The organism is Paramagnetospirillum magneticum AMB-1, from assembly GCF_000009985.1.
GTDB lineage: Bacteria > Pseudomonadota > Alphaproteobacteria > Rhodospirillales > Magnetospirillaceae > Phaeospirillum > Phaeospirillum magneticum.
This window is the reverse complement of the sequence record NC_007626.1, coordinates 4098916-4113888: the sequence shown is the minus strand read 5'-3', so window position 1 is coordinate 4113888 and position 14973 is coordinate 4098916. Positions and strand designations below refer to the sequence as shown.

The following is a 14973-nucleotide window of genomic DNA, read 5'->3' as shown; positions in this document are numbered from 1 at the left end:
TTCCAAGAAAAAGAGGCGCCTCTCACGGGGAGAAGCGCCTCTTTTTCTTGGACCGCCAACTCACGTCCGGAGGGCGCCGCCGAAGCGGCGCCGGTTCCGACTACATGCTGCCGGCGATATTGGTGAAGGCTGCCAGGATGCGCGGGCCGACCATCAGCATGCCGGGGATGGCGATGATGGAAATCAGGGCGGCGATCAGACCGTATTCGATGGCGGTGGCGCCCTGCTCGTCACGGGAAAGCTTGGTCATCAGAGTGCGGATGGAAGTGAACATTTTCTATCTCCTTGAATTGTGTTCCGGAAACTCTGACTTTCACCATCGCTTCCGTTCGAGAGTTATGGGTCCAGACTATGTCTTGTTTCCCGCCCTCTATCTCGTGAGACAAAATATGCCATACCATACCAATGCCGTCTGTGAAGACTCACACAGAGACATAAGTTTTATTTCCGATGATCAGTTCACGTTTTAGCGGTACTGGCCGTCAGGCCGCCCCGCGCGAGGCCGCCATCAGTTGCAGGCGGGCGAGATCGCAGATGAGCAGCCCCATGGAGCGGCGGCGCACCACGCCTTCGCGGGCCAACTCGCCGATGGCCTGGGCCACCTTTTCACGCGACGTGCCGGCCCAGGCGGCGATTTCCTTGTGATTGGGCAGATCGGCGATCTGCCAGGATTCGGGCTGGGCCGGATCGGGCTGGGCGAGGCGAAGGATTTCCCCCCAGACCCGCTGGCTCTCGTTCTGGCTGGAAAGCTGGGCGACCCGGGTGTCCAGGCTGCGCACGATGCGGGTCAGGCGCTCCACCACCTTGATGGCGATGGGGGGATACTGGCGCATCAGGTCGAGGAAGGCGCCGCCCTCCAGCGAGGCCAGCACGGTATCCTTGGTGGCGACCACCCGGGCCGAGCGCTTCATGCCGTCGATGGCGGCCAGTTCGCCGAAGTAATTGCCGGCGATGACGTCGGCCAGGGCCACCTCGCGCTCGTCGGCGCCGGTGGTCAGGATGCGCACCGCGCCCTCGACCACGAAATAGACCTCCAGCGTATCGCTATCCTTGTCGAAGATCTGGCTGCCCGACGGCACCCGCGCCCAATTGCAGCGCGCCTCGATATCGCCGAGCGCCGCCTGGTCCATGTGGGAAAACAGGGATACGCGGGCCAAGCCGCCGTCGATCACGTCCATCATGTCCGAACCCGTCAGCAACACCCGTCCCCGTGACGAGTATCGGCCGGGACCGGCCGCTTTTCAATACGGCCTTGGCCCCAGCCCGGGTTAATCCCGCGGCAGGGCGTAGGCCGAGCCGGCCAGGACGGCGGGAAGCCTGACGATGGCGTCCGACAGCGCGGCCAGGGGGGCGGCAATGGGGGCGCCGGAGCGGACGGCCGCCTCCATCGCCTCGGCGGTCCGGCGGATATCGGTCAGCCCCAGGCTGGCGGCGGCTCCCTTGATGGCGTGGGCCTCGCGCCGGACGCGCTCGTGATCCTCGCGGGCCAGGGCGGCGGCGCACTCCGCCTCTCGCGAGGTGGCGTCCTCGAAGAACTTGGCCAGAATTTCCACCACGGTCTCGACGCCCAGGTCCTCGCACAAGAGATCGAGCACGTCGATCTCGACCGCCGAGGGAGCCGGATTCTCCGCCTGAGGCGGTTTGGCGGCGGGCGGTTCGGCGGCGTATTGGGCCAGGACCTCCATCAGCTTCCGCCGATCGATGGGCTTGCTGATGTAGCGGTCCATGCCCGCATCCAGGCACATCCGGTCATCGCCGCGCATGGCGTTGGCGGTCATGGCGACGATGGGAACCCGCTCGGCGCCGCCGGTCAGGGCGCGGATGGCGGCGGTGGCCTGCAGCCCGTCCATCTCGGGCATCTGCACGTCCATCAGCACCAGATCATAGGGGCGCGAGCGCACCGCCTCCACCGCCTCGGCGCCATCGGCGGCCACGTCCACCGAATGGCCCAGCTTGCGCAGCAGGCCCACGGCCACCTGCTGGTTGACCGGATTATCCTCGGCCACCAAGATTCGCAAGCGGCGTGCGGGGCGCGGGATGGCCTCCGGTTCCGATTCGGGGCTATCCTGCAGGCCGGGGTCGTGAGGCAGGCCGAGAACCCGGGCCAGGACGGCGAGGATGGTCTGGCGGCGCAGCGGCTTGTGGATGAAGGCGTCGGCCTTGGGGGAGCCGTCCTCGGGGCTCAGTCCCTGGGACGAGGCGATGATCAGGCCCATGGGGGCCAGGACCGGCTCGGCCCGGATGCGGCCGATCAGATCCGACCCCGTCACGCCGGGCATCCGGGCATCGATGATGGCGGCCTCCCAGGGGGTGCCGGTTGCCGCCGCGCGGCCAAGCTCCGCCAGGGCCGATTCCGCGTCGGCGCAGGACGCCACGATAACGCCGAAGCCCCGCAATTGCCGCTCCAGGACGTCGCGGTTGATGGGGCTGTCGTCCACCACCAGGATGCGGCGTCCCGCCAGGTCTGGCCGCTGGGGCGGGGCCGTTTCCACCATTTGGAACGGCAGGGAGAACCAGAAGAGGCTTCCGGCGCCGGGTGTGCTTTCCACGCCGATGGTGCCGCCCATCATCTCGGTCAGCCGCTTGCTGATGGCCAGCCCCAGGCCGGTGCCGCCGTAGCGCCGGGCGGTGGAGGCATCCACCTGCATGAACATGGAGAACAGTCGGCCGATGGCGTCTTGGGGAATGCCGATGCCGGTATCCCTGACATCGAAGCGCAGGCGTCCCGCTCCGTCCGGCGACGTCTCGTCCCTGACCTCGATGGAGATGCCGCCATGGGAGGTGAATTTGATGGCGTTGCCCGCCAGGTTCATCAGGATCTGGCGCAGCCGCCCGGGATCGCCGCGCACCCAGGCGGGCAGGTCGGGATCGACCATGCTGGCGATCTCGATTCCCTTGGCATGGGCGCGGGGCGCCAGAATGTCGACGATGCTTTCCACCAGACCGACCAGCTCGAAATCGGTGCTTTCCAGGTCGAGCTTTCCCGCCTCCAGCTTGGAGAAGTCGAGGATGTCGTTGATGACGGTCAGCAGGGATTCGGCGGAATCGCGGATGGTGGTGGCGAAGTGGCGCTGTTCCGGGTCCAGTTGGGTGTCCAGCAGCAGGCCGGTCATGCCGATCACCCCGTTCATGGGGGTGCGGATTTCGTGACTCATGGTGGCGAGAAAGGCGGCTTTGGCCTGATTGGCCCGCTCGGCCACCTGCTGCGCCTGCCGGGCGGTGGCCATGGCCGTCTCGCGGTTGTCCAGCAGCCGGGCGATCCACACCATCAGCCCCAGCAGCAGCAGGGACAGCCCCCCCGAACCGGCGCCGAGCATCAGCGCCTTTCGCCGCCAGTCGGCCAGGACCAGCTCCTCGGTGGCGGCGACGATCACCGCCAGGGGATAGCCGGCCACCGCCCGCGGCGCGACGATGCGAAAGCGCCTGTCGCTTTGGTCGACCAGGCGGGGTTCGCTGGTGATGAAGGTCTCGACTCCGTCCCTCAGGGCCTGAATGCCGGGCTGGGGCAGGACCTTGCCCATGGAATCATCGCGCTCGGGCATGCGGGCCAGCAGGCCGCCATCGTCGCGATAGAGCGAGATGGCGCTGAACTCGCTGAAATTGACGGCCTTGTAATACTCGCTGAGGAAGGCGCTCTCGATGCCGGTCAGCACCAGGCCGATGGTGGCGCCATGGCTGTTCCTGATCTTGCGGGTCAGGTAGAAGGTCCACCGTCCGGTACCGCGGTTCTTGGCCGGCAGGCTGAGGAAGAACTTGAGGTCCGGATCGGCGAAGTGCGCCTTGAAATAGTCGCGGTCGGCCAGATTGATGGGCGGCGGCGGGTAGGAACGGGTGAAGTTCACCACGTCGCCATTGGTCGCCACCACGGTGGCCACGTCGATCTGGGGGACGCCGCTGACCTTGTCGCGCAGCGCTTCGAAGGTGGCGCGGCTGCCCAGCATCCGGCGCAGGTCGTCCTCGGTCTCGATGCCCAGTTCGACCACCCGGTCGCCGATGGATTTCTGCACCAGATCAGCGGCGTTGATGGTCTGGCGCGCATGCTCGGCCAGCAGGCGCGAGAGATTGGACAGGTTGCTGCGCCACTCGCCGATGCTTTGTTGCCGCTGGACATAGACGGTGACCGCCGTCACGGCCAGCAGCAAGGCGATGAACACCCCCCCGACGACCAGGACAAGACGGCCGGGCCTCGCCACGGCGAGCGCCGCGTTGCGTCCCGTTCTGGCATTGGTGGTATCGGCGAGACTCATCTTGGATCTATCGACTATCCCATTGGGTCGGGGTCGAAAGATATAGCAGCGTCCTATAAACCGATTTCCGGCCCAATGTTAATGGATTTAAGGGCAAAGGGGCCGGGAAGACCCGGCCCGATCACTGGACCATGTCGTCGTCGATCATCACCGCATAGCACTTTTTCGAAGTGTGGGCGGCGCAGAATTCCGTGGCTTCCTCGACGGCCTGCTCGGCGCTCTTGCGCCCGGTCCGCCAGCCGAAGGCTCCGGTCGACGACATCACGAAGGCCTTGTGGGTGGCGCCGTCCAGATATTTGGCGAAGGCGGTGCGCCCATTCTCCGTCAGGCCCTTGGGGTAGTGGATGGCCGAGGCATCGCGGGGCGGCAGGGGGCGCTCGAACTGGGTCAGCCCCTGGGAGGCCAGGAACCGTTCCACGTAGCCCGTCCACTGGGGGGCGCCCTTGGTGGAGAACAGGTAATGACCGTCGGTGCCGAATTCGGGGGCCGCGACGAATTGCGCCCGGCCGCCCGCTTCGGTGAAGGCCTTGTGGAAGCGCCCGGCCAAAGCGGGGCCGAAGAAATGGTCGTTCTGGGTGTAGACCCACATCATGGGAACGCGCGACGTGCGCCCGAAGGTGCGGAAGGCGTCGACCAGACGGGATTCGGTGCAGACGGTGTCGGGCTTGGTGGAGCCCCGCCCGCCGGCGAAGCTGATGGCGGCCACCAGGCCGGGGGGGGGATCGGCGGTCAGGGCCACCGTGGCGAAGCCGCCGGCCGACTGGCCCACCGCCACCACCTTGGAGGCATCCACATAGGGCTTTTCCGCCATGCGGGCGATGGTCTGGCGAATGTCGTCGGCCGCGATCCGGCCGGACTTGACGTAGTCGGGATCGTCGCAGCGCCCCGAGCTTTCCACGTATTCACCCTGGGATTCGCCATAACCCCGGCGCATCACCGCCACCACGACCCAGCCCCGGCGGGCGAATTCGCGGGCATTGGCGATCTGGTTGCGGGCCCGCATGCCTTCGCGGTCGTCGGCCTTGCGCGGCGCCCCGTGGCTGAGCACCACCAGCGGGTGCTTGCGTCCGTCGTCGGGGCGGACCACCAGGGCCTCGAGCGCCACGGTCCCGTCCCTGAACCTGGCCTCGATGGTGGTGTCCTCCTCGATCAGTCCCGCCGCCCGGGCGGGAGCGGCAAGAACGAGGAAGAGGAACAGGATGCTGAACAACCGATGCATAGGCGCGACCTTTCTGTAGGGGCGGTCAGGTTCCGTCTTCAGGGTGAGCCGATCTCGGCCGCCTGCACCAGATCGGCGGGCGGGAACAGCTGTTCCTCGATCAGGTCCATGGGGTCGGTCTCCGAGAACTCGTCACCATTGGCCAGCAGGATGACGATGCGGTCCCGGTCGGGATAGTACCAGGCCTCGGCGGCGAAACCGCCGAAGCGGCCGCTATGGCCATAGCGAAAGCCCAGGTCCGTCTCGGTCACCTGCAGGCCCAGGCCATAGCCTTCGCCGTCGGCGCGTCCGCGTTCGATGGCCATGGCGGCCACCATCCGGGTGGGCAGCACCCGCGTCTTGCCCGGGCGGAACAGGCTGACCATCAGGCGCTCGAGATCGCGGGCCGTGGTGGTCAGCGGGGCGTCGCCCAGCCGTGACGACCAGGCCACCGGCCCGGCTGGGCGGTGGCCTGGCTGATCCGGATTGCGGCGATGGCCGTGGGCGAGCAGCGGATCGGAGGTGGCGACCCGCACGGCGCTGTCGCCCATGCCCAGCGGGGCGAGGATCCGCCGGCCCAGAATCTCGGCCAGATCGCCTCCGTCCAGCTTTTCCAGGATGTGTCCCAGCAGGATGTAGTTGGAATTGGAATAGGCGAACCGTCCCGGTTCGGTGGCGGCGCGGCATCGGCCCAGCCGCAGGGCCTCGGATGCGGTCCAGGTCAGCGAGGGGTGCTCGGGCAGCGAGAACGGGCCGTTGCGCAGGCAGTCGGGAAGCCCTGAGGTGTGCGACAGCAGGCCGGCGACATCGGCGGAGTCGATGTGGGTCAGGCGCGTCGCCTCCGGCGGGTCGAGGAAGGGGCGAACCGGAGCGTCGAGGGACAGCCGCCCTTCCTCCACCAATTGCAGGGTGGCGATTGCCGTCAGGATCTTGCCGACCGAGGCGATGTGGAAGCGGGTGGCCTCGGTCACCGGGCGCGGCGCCGCCAGATTGGCGGTGCCGGCGGTGGCGATCTCCGTTCCCTGCGGCCCGGAAACCAGCAGGACCGCGCCGGGGAAGTGAAAACGCTCCATCACCTGCGCCAGGGTCTGGTCCAGGGGGGCGGCACCGGCCGGCAGCACGCCCCAGGCGAACCATGCCATCACGAATATCAGCCAGCTCTTCATCAAGTCCCCGCCTGTAGCCCCGAGGGCAAGTCTGGCCGGATCACGCGACAAGTTGCAACACTTCCGGCGAACCGCGCCCTCGATTTTCCGGTTCCTCCCGAATTGCCACACAATTCTGCGGGTTAGTGGCCGTCCTGCCCCCCGAAATCGACGAGGTGGATGATGACCAGCGGAATGAAGTGCCCCGAATGCAGCCGCGAGCACGTTTGTCTCGCCGCGAATCTGTGGGTTTGTCCCGACTAAATTGAGCTGCTCCCCGGAAATCGGACACTGGCGGAAGCTACGATCTGATGGTCGCAGATCCCCAGCGACGAGGAGATCAGAGATGTCGAAGCGCAGGAACCATGACGCGGCGTTTAAGGCGCGTGTCGCCCTTGAGGCGCTGTAGGGCGAGCGAACGGTGTTGGAACTTGCGTCGGCCTATGGCGTCCATCCGACCATGATCCTTCAATGGAAGAAGGCCCCGTTGGACGGGGCAGCCGATATCTTCGAACGCGGGGCCAAGAAGAAGGCTGCGGTCAACGAGGACTCGGTGCGGTCCCGGCATGCCTGGGAAACCGGATTGCAGGCAAGGGCGGAGATCGGACGCTGGATGACCTTCTACAACCACGACCAGCCACTTGCAGCCCATAACGGAAGGCTCCTCCCTGGTCTACTGGAACACCTTCAACCAAACGGATCCGCGGACCCGGAGAGTAGCTGAAACGTCCCCCAAATCTGTCCGACCAACGGGGAGTAGCTCAAAGCAGGGTGACCCCGGCATTCTCCAAGATAGGCGCGCGATCCTTGTGCCGCCATGGCAACAAGGTATGCTAGCCTTTGAGTTTGTCGTGAATACGAGGTCGATAAATGGGCGATGAGTTGAAGTGCCCCAAATGTTCGTCTGAACATGTCTATTCGGATGGCAGTCTGATGATTTGCCCGGAATGCGCCCATGAATGGAACCCCGACACCGCTGCGGAGGCCACTGACGGAAGCGTGGTCAAGGATGCCAACGGCAATGTGTTGGCCAATGGCGATTCGGTCACCGTGATTAAGGATCTAAAGGTCAAGGGTTCGTCCCTGGTGGTCAAGGGCGGCACCAAGGTGAAGAACATCCGCCTAGTGACCGATGCAGTCGATGGTCATGACATCGCCTGCAAGATCGACGGGATCGGCGCTATGAACTTAAAGTCAGAATTCGTGAAGAAAGCCTAAGGTGCAATGCGTCTTCGTCATCAAATCCTCCGTGCCTCATTTTTAGGGACGAAGGCGTCTGCGAAGCTAGGGGCTATTCGCGGGTCTCATTCATTGTGGCCTCCGTTTGGTCAGCCTATTTGTTGCTGACCAAACGGAAAAGCCACAGATCTCGCCCGTCGAAGTAGATGTGGCAAAAGCCAGCCCCGCCTCTGAACAGCCCAAGGCTCGAAAGACCAAGTAGCCAATAGCTATGGCATCTTTCGTATTTGGCCGCCGGGCATTTTCAGCGGCGCATCACAAATGCGCTCACAACGCTGCTCGCAATTTGAGCTAACGCATTAAATTCCCTGATTTTTTGATAGTGGCGTCCCCTACGGGATTCGAACCCGTGTCGCCGCCGTGAAAGGGCGGTGTCCTAGGCCTCTAGACGAAGGGGACGTCGAGGCGCGAGGGCGACTTGATAGCCGCCCTTGGGGGGGAAATCAAGGCATAAAGCTGCAAAATCGTATCAGCGGGCAAAAGCGGCGTCGTCGACGATCAGCTGGACGCTGGAATTGCCTTGCCAGGTGTCGACGCGGAGCGTGCCGGCCAGATGGAAGCTGGCGCCGGCCGAGGACAGCAGGGCGTGGCCCATCTCGCTGTCGGCGGCGCGGAAGGCGATGGCTTTCAGGCGCTTGCCGCCGGCTCCCGTCAGGATCAGGCGCACATGGCCGGAGCCCACCACGTCGGCCTTGGCGATGCGGGCGCCGGAGATGGCGAAGCGGGGTTCTGGATTGCCCGAGCCGAAGGGACCAACCCCTGCGAGGGTCTCCACCAGTTCGATGCCCGCCGCGCCGGCGTCCAGGGCGCCGTCCAGTTCCAGCAGGGGCACCAGGTCCCCCTCCAACTGGGCCTGCAGGCGTTCGGCCAGGAAGTCGGAGAGGGCGGTCAGCTTGTCGCGGGCCACGGTGAAGCCCGCCGCCATGGCATGGCCGCCGCCGGCCCGCAGCAGGCCCGCCTGACGGGCGGCGATGATGGCCGAGCCCAGGTCCAGGCCGGGCACCGAGCGGCCCGAGCCCTTGCCCTGGTCGCCTTCCAGGGCCACCACGCAGGCGACGCGGCCATAGCGTTCCTTCAGGCGTCCGGCGACGATGCCGATGACGCCGGGGTGCCAGTTCTCGCCCGCCGCCACCAGCAGGGGGCGGCCGTCATCGGGGCGGGTTTCCACCTGCTCGATGGCGTCGAGCAGCACCACCGCCTCGATCTCCTGGCGGTCCTTGTTGTAGCCGTCCAGCTGGCGGGCGATCTCGGCGGCTTCGGCCGGGTTGTCGGTGGACATCAGGCGGGTGCCCAGCTCGGCCTCGCCCACCCGGCCGCCGGCATTGACGCGTGGCCCCAGCACATAGCCCAGGGTGTAGGAATCCGGGCGTTCCTTGACGCCGGCCACATCGGCCAGGGCGGCCAAGCCCACATTGGCGCGCTTGGCCATGACCTTCAGGCCCTGGACCACCAGGGCGCGGTTGACGCCCACCAGCGGCACCACGTCGCAGACGGTGCCCAGGGCCACCAGATCGAGCCAGCGCATCAGATCGGGGGCGGGGCGCGACTGGTACCAGCCGGCGGCCTTCAGCCCGCGATTGAGCCCTACGGCCAGCAGGAAGGCCACCCCCACCGCGGCCAGATGGCCGTGGGGACTGGTCTCGTCCAGGCGGTTGGGATTGATCACCGCCAGGGCGGCGGGCAGGGCGGCCTCGCCCACATGGTGGTCGACCACGATCATGTCGAGGCCCGCCCGGGTGGCGGTCTCCAGGGCGTCGAAGGCGGTGGTGCCGCAATCGACGGTGACCACCACGGCGACGCCCTCGTCCCTGAGCCGCAGCAAAGCGGGGGCGTTGGGGCCGTAGCCCTCCTTGATACGGTCGGGAATATAGACGCGGGCCTTGGCCCCCATGTCGGCCAGGGCGTTTCGGAGCAGCGCCGAGGAGGTGGCGCCGTCCACGTCGTAATCGCCGAAGATGCCGATGGTCTCGCCCCGGGTCACCGCCGCGACCAGCCGCTCCACCGCCTTGTCCATGCCCTTTAGATGGCCGGGATCGGGCAGCAGGTCGCGCAGCGTCGGGTTGAGGAAGCTTTCCGCCTCGTCCAGGCCGATGCCGCGGGACGCCAGTACGCGGCCCACCAGTTCGGGCAGGGCGAGGCGCTGGGCCAGGGCCTGGGCCAGCCGCTCGTCGCCCGGCCGCGCCAGCCAGCGCCGCCCGGACAGCGAACGCTCGACCCCCAGGAAGGCGGGCCCCTGGTGGATGACTGACGGTCCGTGGCTCATGCGGGCAGATGGCTCCGGCTGAGGTCGTGCTGGACGCTCAGGTAACGGATGGTGCCGGTGGCCGAGCGCATGACCAGGGAGTAGCTTTCCGCCCGGTTGCCCGACATCAGGCGGGCGCCCTTCAGCACATGGCCGTCGGTGATGCCGGTGGCGGCGAACATCACCTCGCCGCGCACCATGTCCTCGATGTTCCACTTGCGCCTTGTGTCGGCGATGCCCACCCGGCGCGCCGCCGCGTGGTCCTGCTCCGAGCGGCAGAGCAGGCGGCATTGCATCTGGGCTCCCAGGCATTTCAGCCCGGCGGCGGCCAGCACGCCCTGGGCGGCGCCGCCCGAGCCCATGTAGACGTCGATGCCGGAATCGGGCAGGCCGGCGGCCAGGGCGCCCGACACGTCGCCGTCGTCGAACAGCATGACCCGCACCCCGGCGGCATACAGTCGCTCGATCAGCTCGCCATGGCGGGGGCGGTCGAGCACGCTGACCGTCAGTTCCGACAGGGTCTGGCCCTTGGCCTCGGCGATCCGCGACAGGTTCTCCTCCGGCGTGGAATCCAGGTCGATGATGCCGGCCGGCATGCCGGCGCCCACCACGATCTTTTCCATGTAGGAGTGCTGCGGCACCTTGAGGAACGAGCCCTCCTCGGTCATGGCCACCACCGACAGGGCGTTATGGGCGCCGCGCGCGCAGATGGAGCGGCCCTCCAGGGCGGTCAGGACGATGTCCACCTTGGGTCCCTTGCCGTTGCCGACCTTTTCGCCGGTGTGCAGCGGCTGGGTGGAATCATCACCCTCGCCGTTGACGATGACGCCGTCCATGGACAACCCGTTGAGGGCGTGGCGCATGGCCGAGCAGGCGGCCTCGTCGGCGGCCCGCTCGTCGCCGCGCCCGGTCTGGCGGGCGGCGGCCAGGGCGCTGGCTTCGGTGACGCGCACCACCTCCAGCGCAAGGTTGCGGTCGAGGACGGGCAAGGTGGTGGTGTGGATGGACATGGGCCGTCGCCTAAAGTGACTCGATGCGGATGAGCTGCAGGTCGGTGACCGAGCCCAGCGCCCGGATGGCCTTCACGGCGCCCAGCATGGAGGCCTCGTCGGTCTCGTGCACGGTCATCACCACCGGCACCACCTCGGACGGCGAGCGGCCGCGCTGGATGATCTGCTCCATGGAGACCTTGTGCGCCTTGAGGATTCCGGCCACGTCGGCGAAGACGCCGGGCTCGTCGCGGACCATCAGGCGGATGTAATAGGCGCTGCGATGGGTACCGGACGGCGCGGCGGGCAGGGCCTTCAGGGCGTCGACCGCGATGCCGAAGGTGGGGCCCACCCGGCCGGTGGCCAGATCCATCAGGTCGGCGACCACGGCCGAGGCGGTGGGACGCGCCCCGGCGCCCCGGCCTTCCAGCACGGTGCGGCCGACGAAATCACCCTCGGTGACGATGGCGTTGAACGGCCCGCTCACATGGGCCAGCGGGAAGGACAGCGGCACCATGGCGGGATAGACGCGGGTCTCGACGCCCTGGTCGGAGAGCGACGCCACGCCCAGCAGCTTGATGCGATAGCCCAGCTCGTCGGCATAGCGGATGTCCAGCGCGCTGACATTGCGGATGCCCTCGCACGACACTGCGTCGATGTCGAGCGGCATGGCGAAGGCCAGCGAGGCCAGGATGGCCAGCTTGTGGGCGGTGTCGGTGCCGTCGATGTCGAAGCTGGGATCGGCCTCGGCATAGCCCAGGGCCTGGGCCTCGGCCAGCACGTCAGAAAAGTCGCGGCCCGAATCGCGCATGGTGGTGAGGATGTAGTTGCAGGTGCCGTTGAGGATGCCCATCACCTTGGTGACGCGGTTGCCGGCCAGCCCCTCGCGCAGGGATTTGATCACCGGGATGCCGCCGCCGACGCTGGCCTCGAAGCCGATATTGCCGCCCTTGGCCTCGGCGATTCGGGCCAGTTCGATGCCGTGGTGGGCGATCATCGCCTTGTTGGCGGTGACCACCGACTTGCCGCGCTCCAGTGCCGTCCGGACCACGTCGAGGGCGATGCCCTTGGCGCCGCCGATCAGTTCCACCAGCACGTCGTAATCGCAGGTCTTGGCCATGTCGCGGGCATCGGTGAAGAACGGCACGCCGTCCAGCGGCAGGTCGGCGGGCTTGGCCAGGGCGGCGGCGCCCACCAGGGCCAGCGGGCGCCCGGCGCGGGCGGCCAGCAATGGGGCGTGATCGTGCAGCAACTGCACGGTGCCGCCGCCGACGGTACCCAATCCGGCGATGGCGATTTTAAGGGGCGCCTTGCTCATTTTTCCGTTCCTGCACGCTGTTTTTCCGAGGCCTCGAGCACCTGCCCGGTGCTGCCGAGGAAGGTCTTGATGTTGCGCACCGCCTGGCGGGTGCGCTGGACGTTTTCCACCAGTCCGATGCGGACATGGGAATCGCCGTATTCACCGAAGCCGATGCCGGGCGCCACCGCCACCTGGGCCTCGCGCATCAGCAGCTTGGAAAATTCCAGCGAGCCGAGATGGGCGAAGGCCTTGGGGATGGGCGCCCAGGCGAACATGGTGGCGGGCGGGCTGGGGATCTCCCAGCCGGCGGCGGACAGGCCTTCGATCAGGGCGTCGCGGCGGCCCTTGTAGAGGGCGCGGATGTCGTCGACGCAATCCTGCGGGCCGTTCAGGGCGGCGGTGGCTGCCACCTGGATGGGGGTGAAGGCGCCGTAGTCGAGATAGCTCTTGATGCGGCCCAGGGCGGCGATCAGCGTCTTGTTGCCGGCGGCGAAGCCGATGCGCCAGCCCGGCATGTTGTAGGTCTTGCTCATGGAGGTGAACTCGACCGCGATCTCCTTGGCCCCCGGAATCTGCAGGATCGAGGGCGGCGGGGCCACGTCGAAATAGATTTCCGAATAGGCCAGGTCCGACAGGATCCAGATACCGTGATGGCGGCAGAACTCCACCACCTGGCCGTAGAAGTCCAGGTCGGCCAGCAGGGCGGTGGGATTGCTGGGATAGTTCAGCACCAGGGCGATGGGCTTGGGCACCGAATGGCGCACGGCGCGGTCCAGCGCCTTGAGGAACTCGGCATCCGGGGTCACCGGCACGAAGCGGCACGAACCGCCGGCGATGATGAAGCCATAGGGATGGATGGGATAGCTGGGATTGGGTACCAGCACGATGTCGCCGGGGCTGGTGATGGCGTTGGCCAGATTGGCCAGGCCTTCCTTCGAGCCCAGGGTGACGATGCACTCGGTCTCGGGGTCGATGTCGACGGCGAAGCGGCGCTGGTAATAGCCCGACAGGGCCTTCCTGAGGCCGGGAATGCCGCGGCTCATGGAATAGCGGTGGGCCCGGGGGTTGCGGGCGGCTTCCACCAACTTGTCGACGATATGGGCGGGCGTCGGCTGATCCGGGTTGCCCATGCCGAAATCGATGATGTCCTCGCCGGCGGCGCGGGCGCGCGCCTTCATGGCGTTCACTTCGGCGAAGACATAAGGCGGAAGACGCTTGATGCGGTGAAAGTCGTGCTGGCTGCTCATGGGCCGAACCTAATCTGCTGCGAGGGCCCCCCTGGGACAGGGACCCTAACGCCGCAGCGGTTAAGAATCGATGGCTGTTTGAACGGACCCAGGCATGCAGTCCTGACGTCCGTTCAAACCAGCCGAACCATCAATACTCGATGGAAACCTTGGCGCCGCTGTCGTCATAGGCCGAGGGAGCGGTCGGGTCGGCGGCCACCATGATCTTCTTGGCGGGCACGCCGAGCGCGGTCAGCGACTTGGCCACGGCCTTGGCGCGGCCCAGGGCGACCGAGGCATCGTCCTGGCCGGCGAAGGAGACGGCGCCCGGCGAGGGATAGCCCACGACGCGGACCACGCCGCCGGTCTGGCGCTGCAGCGACGCCACTTCGCGCAGCTGGGCGCCGTCGGCGGCGGTCAGGCTGCCGTTGGGGCCGAACTGCAGCGACGCCACGTCGAACTGGGCGGCGGGGCCTCGCGGCGCCACCATGCCCTTGGCGCCCCGCATGCCCTTGGGGGGGACCAGTTGCGGCGCGCGCTCGCCGGTATCGGCGGCGAAGGCCGGCGAGCGGCTCATGCCCAACGGCGGCTGGGCGGGCACGGCATAGGTGTTGACCGGCTGATTGTAGGACGCCTGGGTGCGGGCGGCGGGAATGCCCGAGAAGGGGTCGCCCTTATTGGTGGCTACGGCGGATTCGGTCAGGCGTTTCTGGAAGTGCTCGGCCAGCAGGCCGCGGCGGGTGGGAACGGTGTCTGGCACCTCGGCCCGGGCCGGCGGGCCGCCGGGGGCGGTGCGGGGCGGGGCGTTGGGGCCCTCGTCGCGGGCGGCCTGCATGCGGCGGTCCAGGGACGGCTGGTAGGAGCCGCGGCCGGATGCGTCCTGTGCCTGGGCGGCGGGGGCCTGCGCGGCGACCTGCGGCGGAGCGGCGGCGGGCGCCTCGGCCACCTGGGTCTGGGCGGGCGCCCCCTTCTTGGCCAGGGCCTTGGTGGGCGCGGGCTCGCGCTTGGCCGACGGGGCGTACTGGGCGTTGCTCTTGTCGCCGGCCAGTCCCTTGCCCGAGGTCGAGGACTTGGCCTCGTTCACGTTGGGGAACGAGCCGTCGGGACGGCGCGGCGCGGCCACCACGGGGGCGTCGTCACCGTCGAACATGCCCGTGACGCCCTTGTACCACTCGACGGGATTGATGGCGTCAGGAACATAGGAGCAGCCGGCGATCAGAGCGGCGATGGCGACGCTCCGGCTGACGGCCAGGGTGCGGCGCTCGTAACGACGGCGCCAAGCCTCGATGCAATCGAACATGGACGAACTGCTGCCCCCGGTATCGAGAAACTATTTTGTTTGGACCGAATTTTACGGCAAGTTCACGTTTATCAGGCCATGGTTCGA

Annotated in this window: 11 protein-coding genes and 1 tRNA gene; 1 reads left to right on the top strand and 11 read right to left on the bottom strand. The window is 67.2% G+C overall.

Annotated elements, in window-relative coordinates:
* Positions 1 to 100 precede the first annotated feature (100 nt).
* The 5 genes from AMB_RS18915 to AMB_RS18895 form a co-directional block, all read right to left on the bottom strand.
* Entirely contained in the window at positions 101 to 274 is a 174-nt protein-coding gene (locus AMB_RS18915) for a Flp family type IVb pilin (RefSeq protein WP_231848892.1), read from the bottom strand.
* A 208-nt stretch (positions 275 to 482) separates the two neighbouring features.
* Positions 483 to 1199, bottom strand: a complete 717-nt coding sequence (locus tag AMB_RS18910) for a Crp/Fnr family transcriptional regulator (RefSeq protein WP_231848891.1) — start codon at positions 1197 to 1199, stop codon at positions 483 to 485.
* 69 nt (positions 1200 to 1268) lie between these two features.
* Positions 1269 to 4247 (bottom strand): hybrid sensor histidine kinase/response regulator, encoded by a 2979-nt coding sequence (locus AMB_RS23595; protein ID WP_011386091.1) that lies wholly within the window; start codon positions 4245 to 4247, stop codon positions 1269 to 1271.
* Between the two features lie 121 nt (positions 4248 to 4368).
* Positions 4369 to 5466, bottom strand: a complete 1098-nt coding sequence (locus tag AMB_RS18900; RefSeq protein WP_011386090.1) for an alpha/beta hydrolase family protein — start codon at positions 5464 to 5466, stop codon at positions 4369 to 4371.
* A gap of 38 nt (positions 5467 to 5504) precedes the next feature.
* On the bottom strand, positions 5505 to 6611 hold the full coding sequence (locus AMB_RS18895) for a serine hydrolase domain-containing protein (RefSeq protein WP_043745240.1): 1107 nt from the start codon (positions 6609 to 6611) through the stop codon (positions 5505 to 5507).
* An 849-nt stretch (positions 6612 to 7460) separates the two neighbouring features.
* Here AMB_RS18895 and AMB_RS18885 point away from each other — a divergent pair.
* Complete coding sequence (locus AMB_RS18885) at positions 7461 to 7808, top strand: zinc ribbon domain-containing protein YjdM (RefSeq protein ID WP_011386087.1); 348 nt, start codon at positions 7461 to 7463, stop codon at positions 7806 to 7808.
* A gap of 344 nt (positions 7809 to 8152) precedes the next feature.
* On the opposite strand, the gene AMB_RS18880 is transcribed toward AMB_RS18885, so the two are convergent.
* The 6 genes from AMB_RS18880 to AMB_RS18855 all read right to left on the bottom strand — a co-directional run bounded on the left by AMB_RS18880 (position 8153) and on the right by AMB_RS18855 (position 14886).
* Positions 8153 to 8228, bottom strand: a tRNA-Glu gene (locus AMB_RS18880).
* Positions 8229 to 8298: 70 nt separating this feature from the next.
* Positions 8299 to 10092, bottom strand: coding sequence for a single-stranded-DNA-specific exonuclease RecJ (gene recJ, locus AMB_RS18875; RefSeq protein WP_011386086.1), 1794 nt, complete (start codon positions 10090 to 10092; stop codon positions 8299 to 8301).
* A complete protein-coding gene (glpX, locus tag AMB_RS18870) occupies positions 10089 to 11081 on the bottom strand; it encodes a class II fructose-bisphosphatase (RefSeq protein ID WP_011386085.1) in 993 nt (330 codons plus the stop codon). The genes recJ and glpX overlap by 4 nt, the downstream gene beginning before the upstream one ends.
* A gap of 10 nt (positions 11082 to 11091) precedes the next feature.
* Positions 11092 to 12378, bottom strand: a complete 1287-nt coding sequence (locus tag AMB_RS18865; protein ID WP_011386084.1) for a homoserine dehydrogenase — start codon at positions 12376 to 12378, stop codon at positions 11092 to 11094.
* Positions 12375 to 13607 carry an LL-diaminopimelate aminotransferase gene (locus AMB_RS18860; RefSeq protein WP_011386083.1) on the bottom strand — a complete coding sequence of 411 codons (1233 nt, stop codon included), beginning with the start codon at positions 13605 to 13607 and terminating at the stop codon, positions 12375 to 12377. Before AMB_RS18860 ends, AMB_RS18865 begins: the two co-directional genes overlap by 4 nt.
* A gap of 130 nt (positions 13608 to 13737) precedes the next feature.
* Entirely contained in the window at positions 13738 to 14886 is a 1149-nt protein-coding gene (locus AMB_RS18855) for a hypothetical protein (RefSeq protein WP_011386082.1), read from the bottom strand.
* Between the last annotated feature and the right edge of the window lie 87 nt (positions 14887 to 14973).

Bases quoted from the DNA above. Each gene is read 5' to 3' on its own strand.
- AMB_RS18915 (WP_231848892.1), bottom strand. From the start codon at position 274: ATGTTCACTTCCATCCGCACTCTGATGACCAAGCTTTCCCGTGACGAG.
- AMB_RS23595 (WP_011386091.1), bottom strand. From the start codon at position 4,247: ATGAGTCTCGCCGATACCACCAATGCCAGAACGGGACGCAACGCGGCG.
- AMB_RS18900 (WP_011386090.1), bottom strand. From the start codon at position 5,466: ATGCATCGGTTGTTCAGCATCCTGTTCCTCTTCCTCGTTCTTGCCGCT.
- AMB_RS18895 (WP_043745240.1), bottom strand. From the start codon at position 6,611: ATGAAGAGCTGGCTGATATTCGTGATGGCATGGTTCGCCTGGGGCGTG.
- AMB_RS18885 (WP_011386087.1), top strand. From the start codon at position 7,461: ATGGGCGATGAGTTGAAGTGCCCCAAATGTTCGTCTGAACATGTCTAT.
- recJ (WP_011386086.1), bottom strand. From the start codon at position 10,092: ATGAGCCACGGACCGTCAGTCATCCACCAGGGGCCCGCCTTCCTGGGG.
- glpX (WP_011386085.1), bottom strand. From the start codon at position 11,081: ATGTCCATCCACACCACCACCTTGCCCGTCCTCGACCGCAACCTTGCG.
- AMB_RS18865 (WP_011386084.1), bottom strand. From the start codon at position 12,378: ATGAGCAAGGCGCCCCTTAAAATCGCCATCGCCGGATTGGGTACCGTC.
- AMB_RS18860 (WP_011386083.1), bottom strand. From the start codon at position 13,607: ATGAGCAGCCAGCACGACTTTCACCGCATCAAGCGTCTTCCGCCTTAT.
- AMB_RS18855 (WP_011386082.1), bottom strand. From the start codon at position 14,886: ATGTTCGATTGCATCGAGGCTTGGCGCCGTCGTTACGAGCGCCGCACC.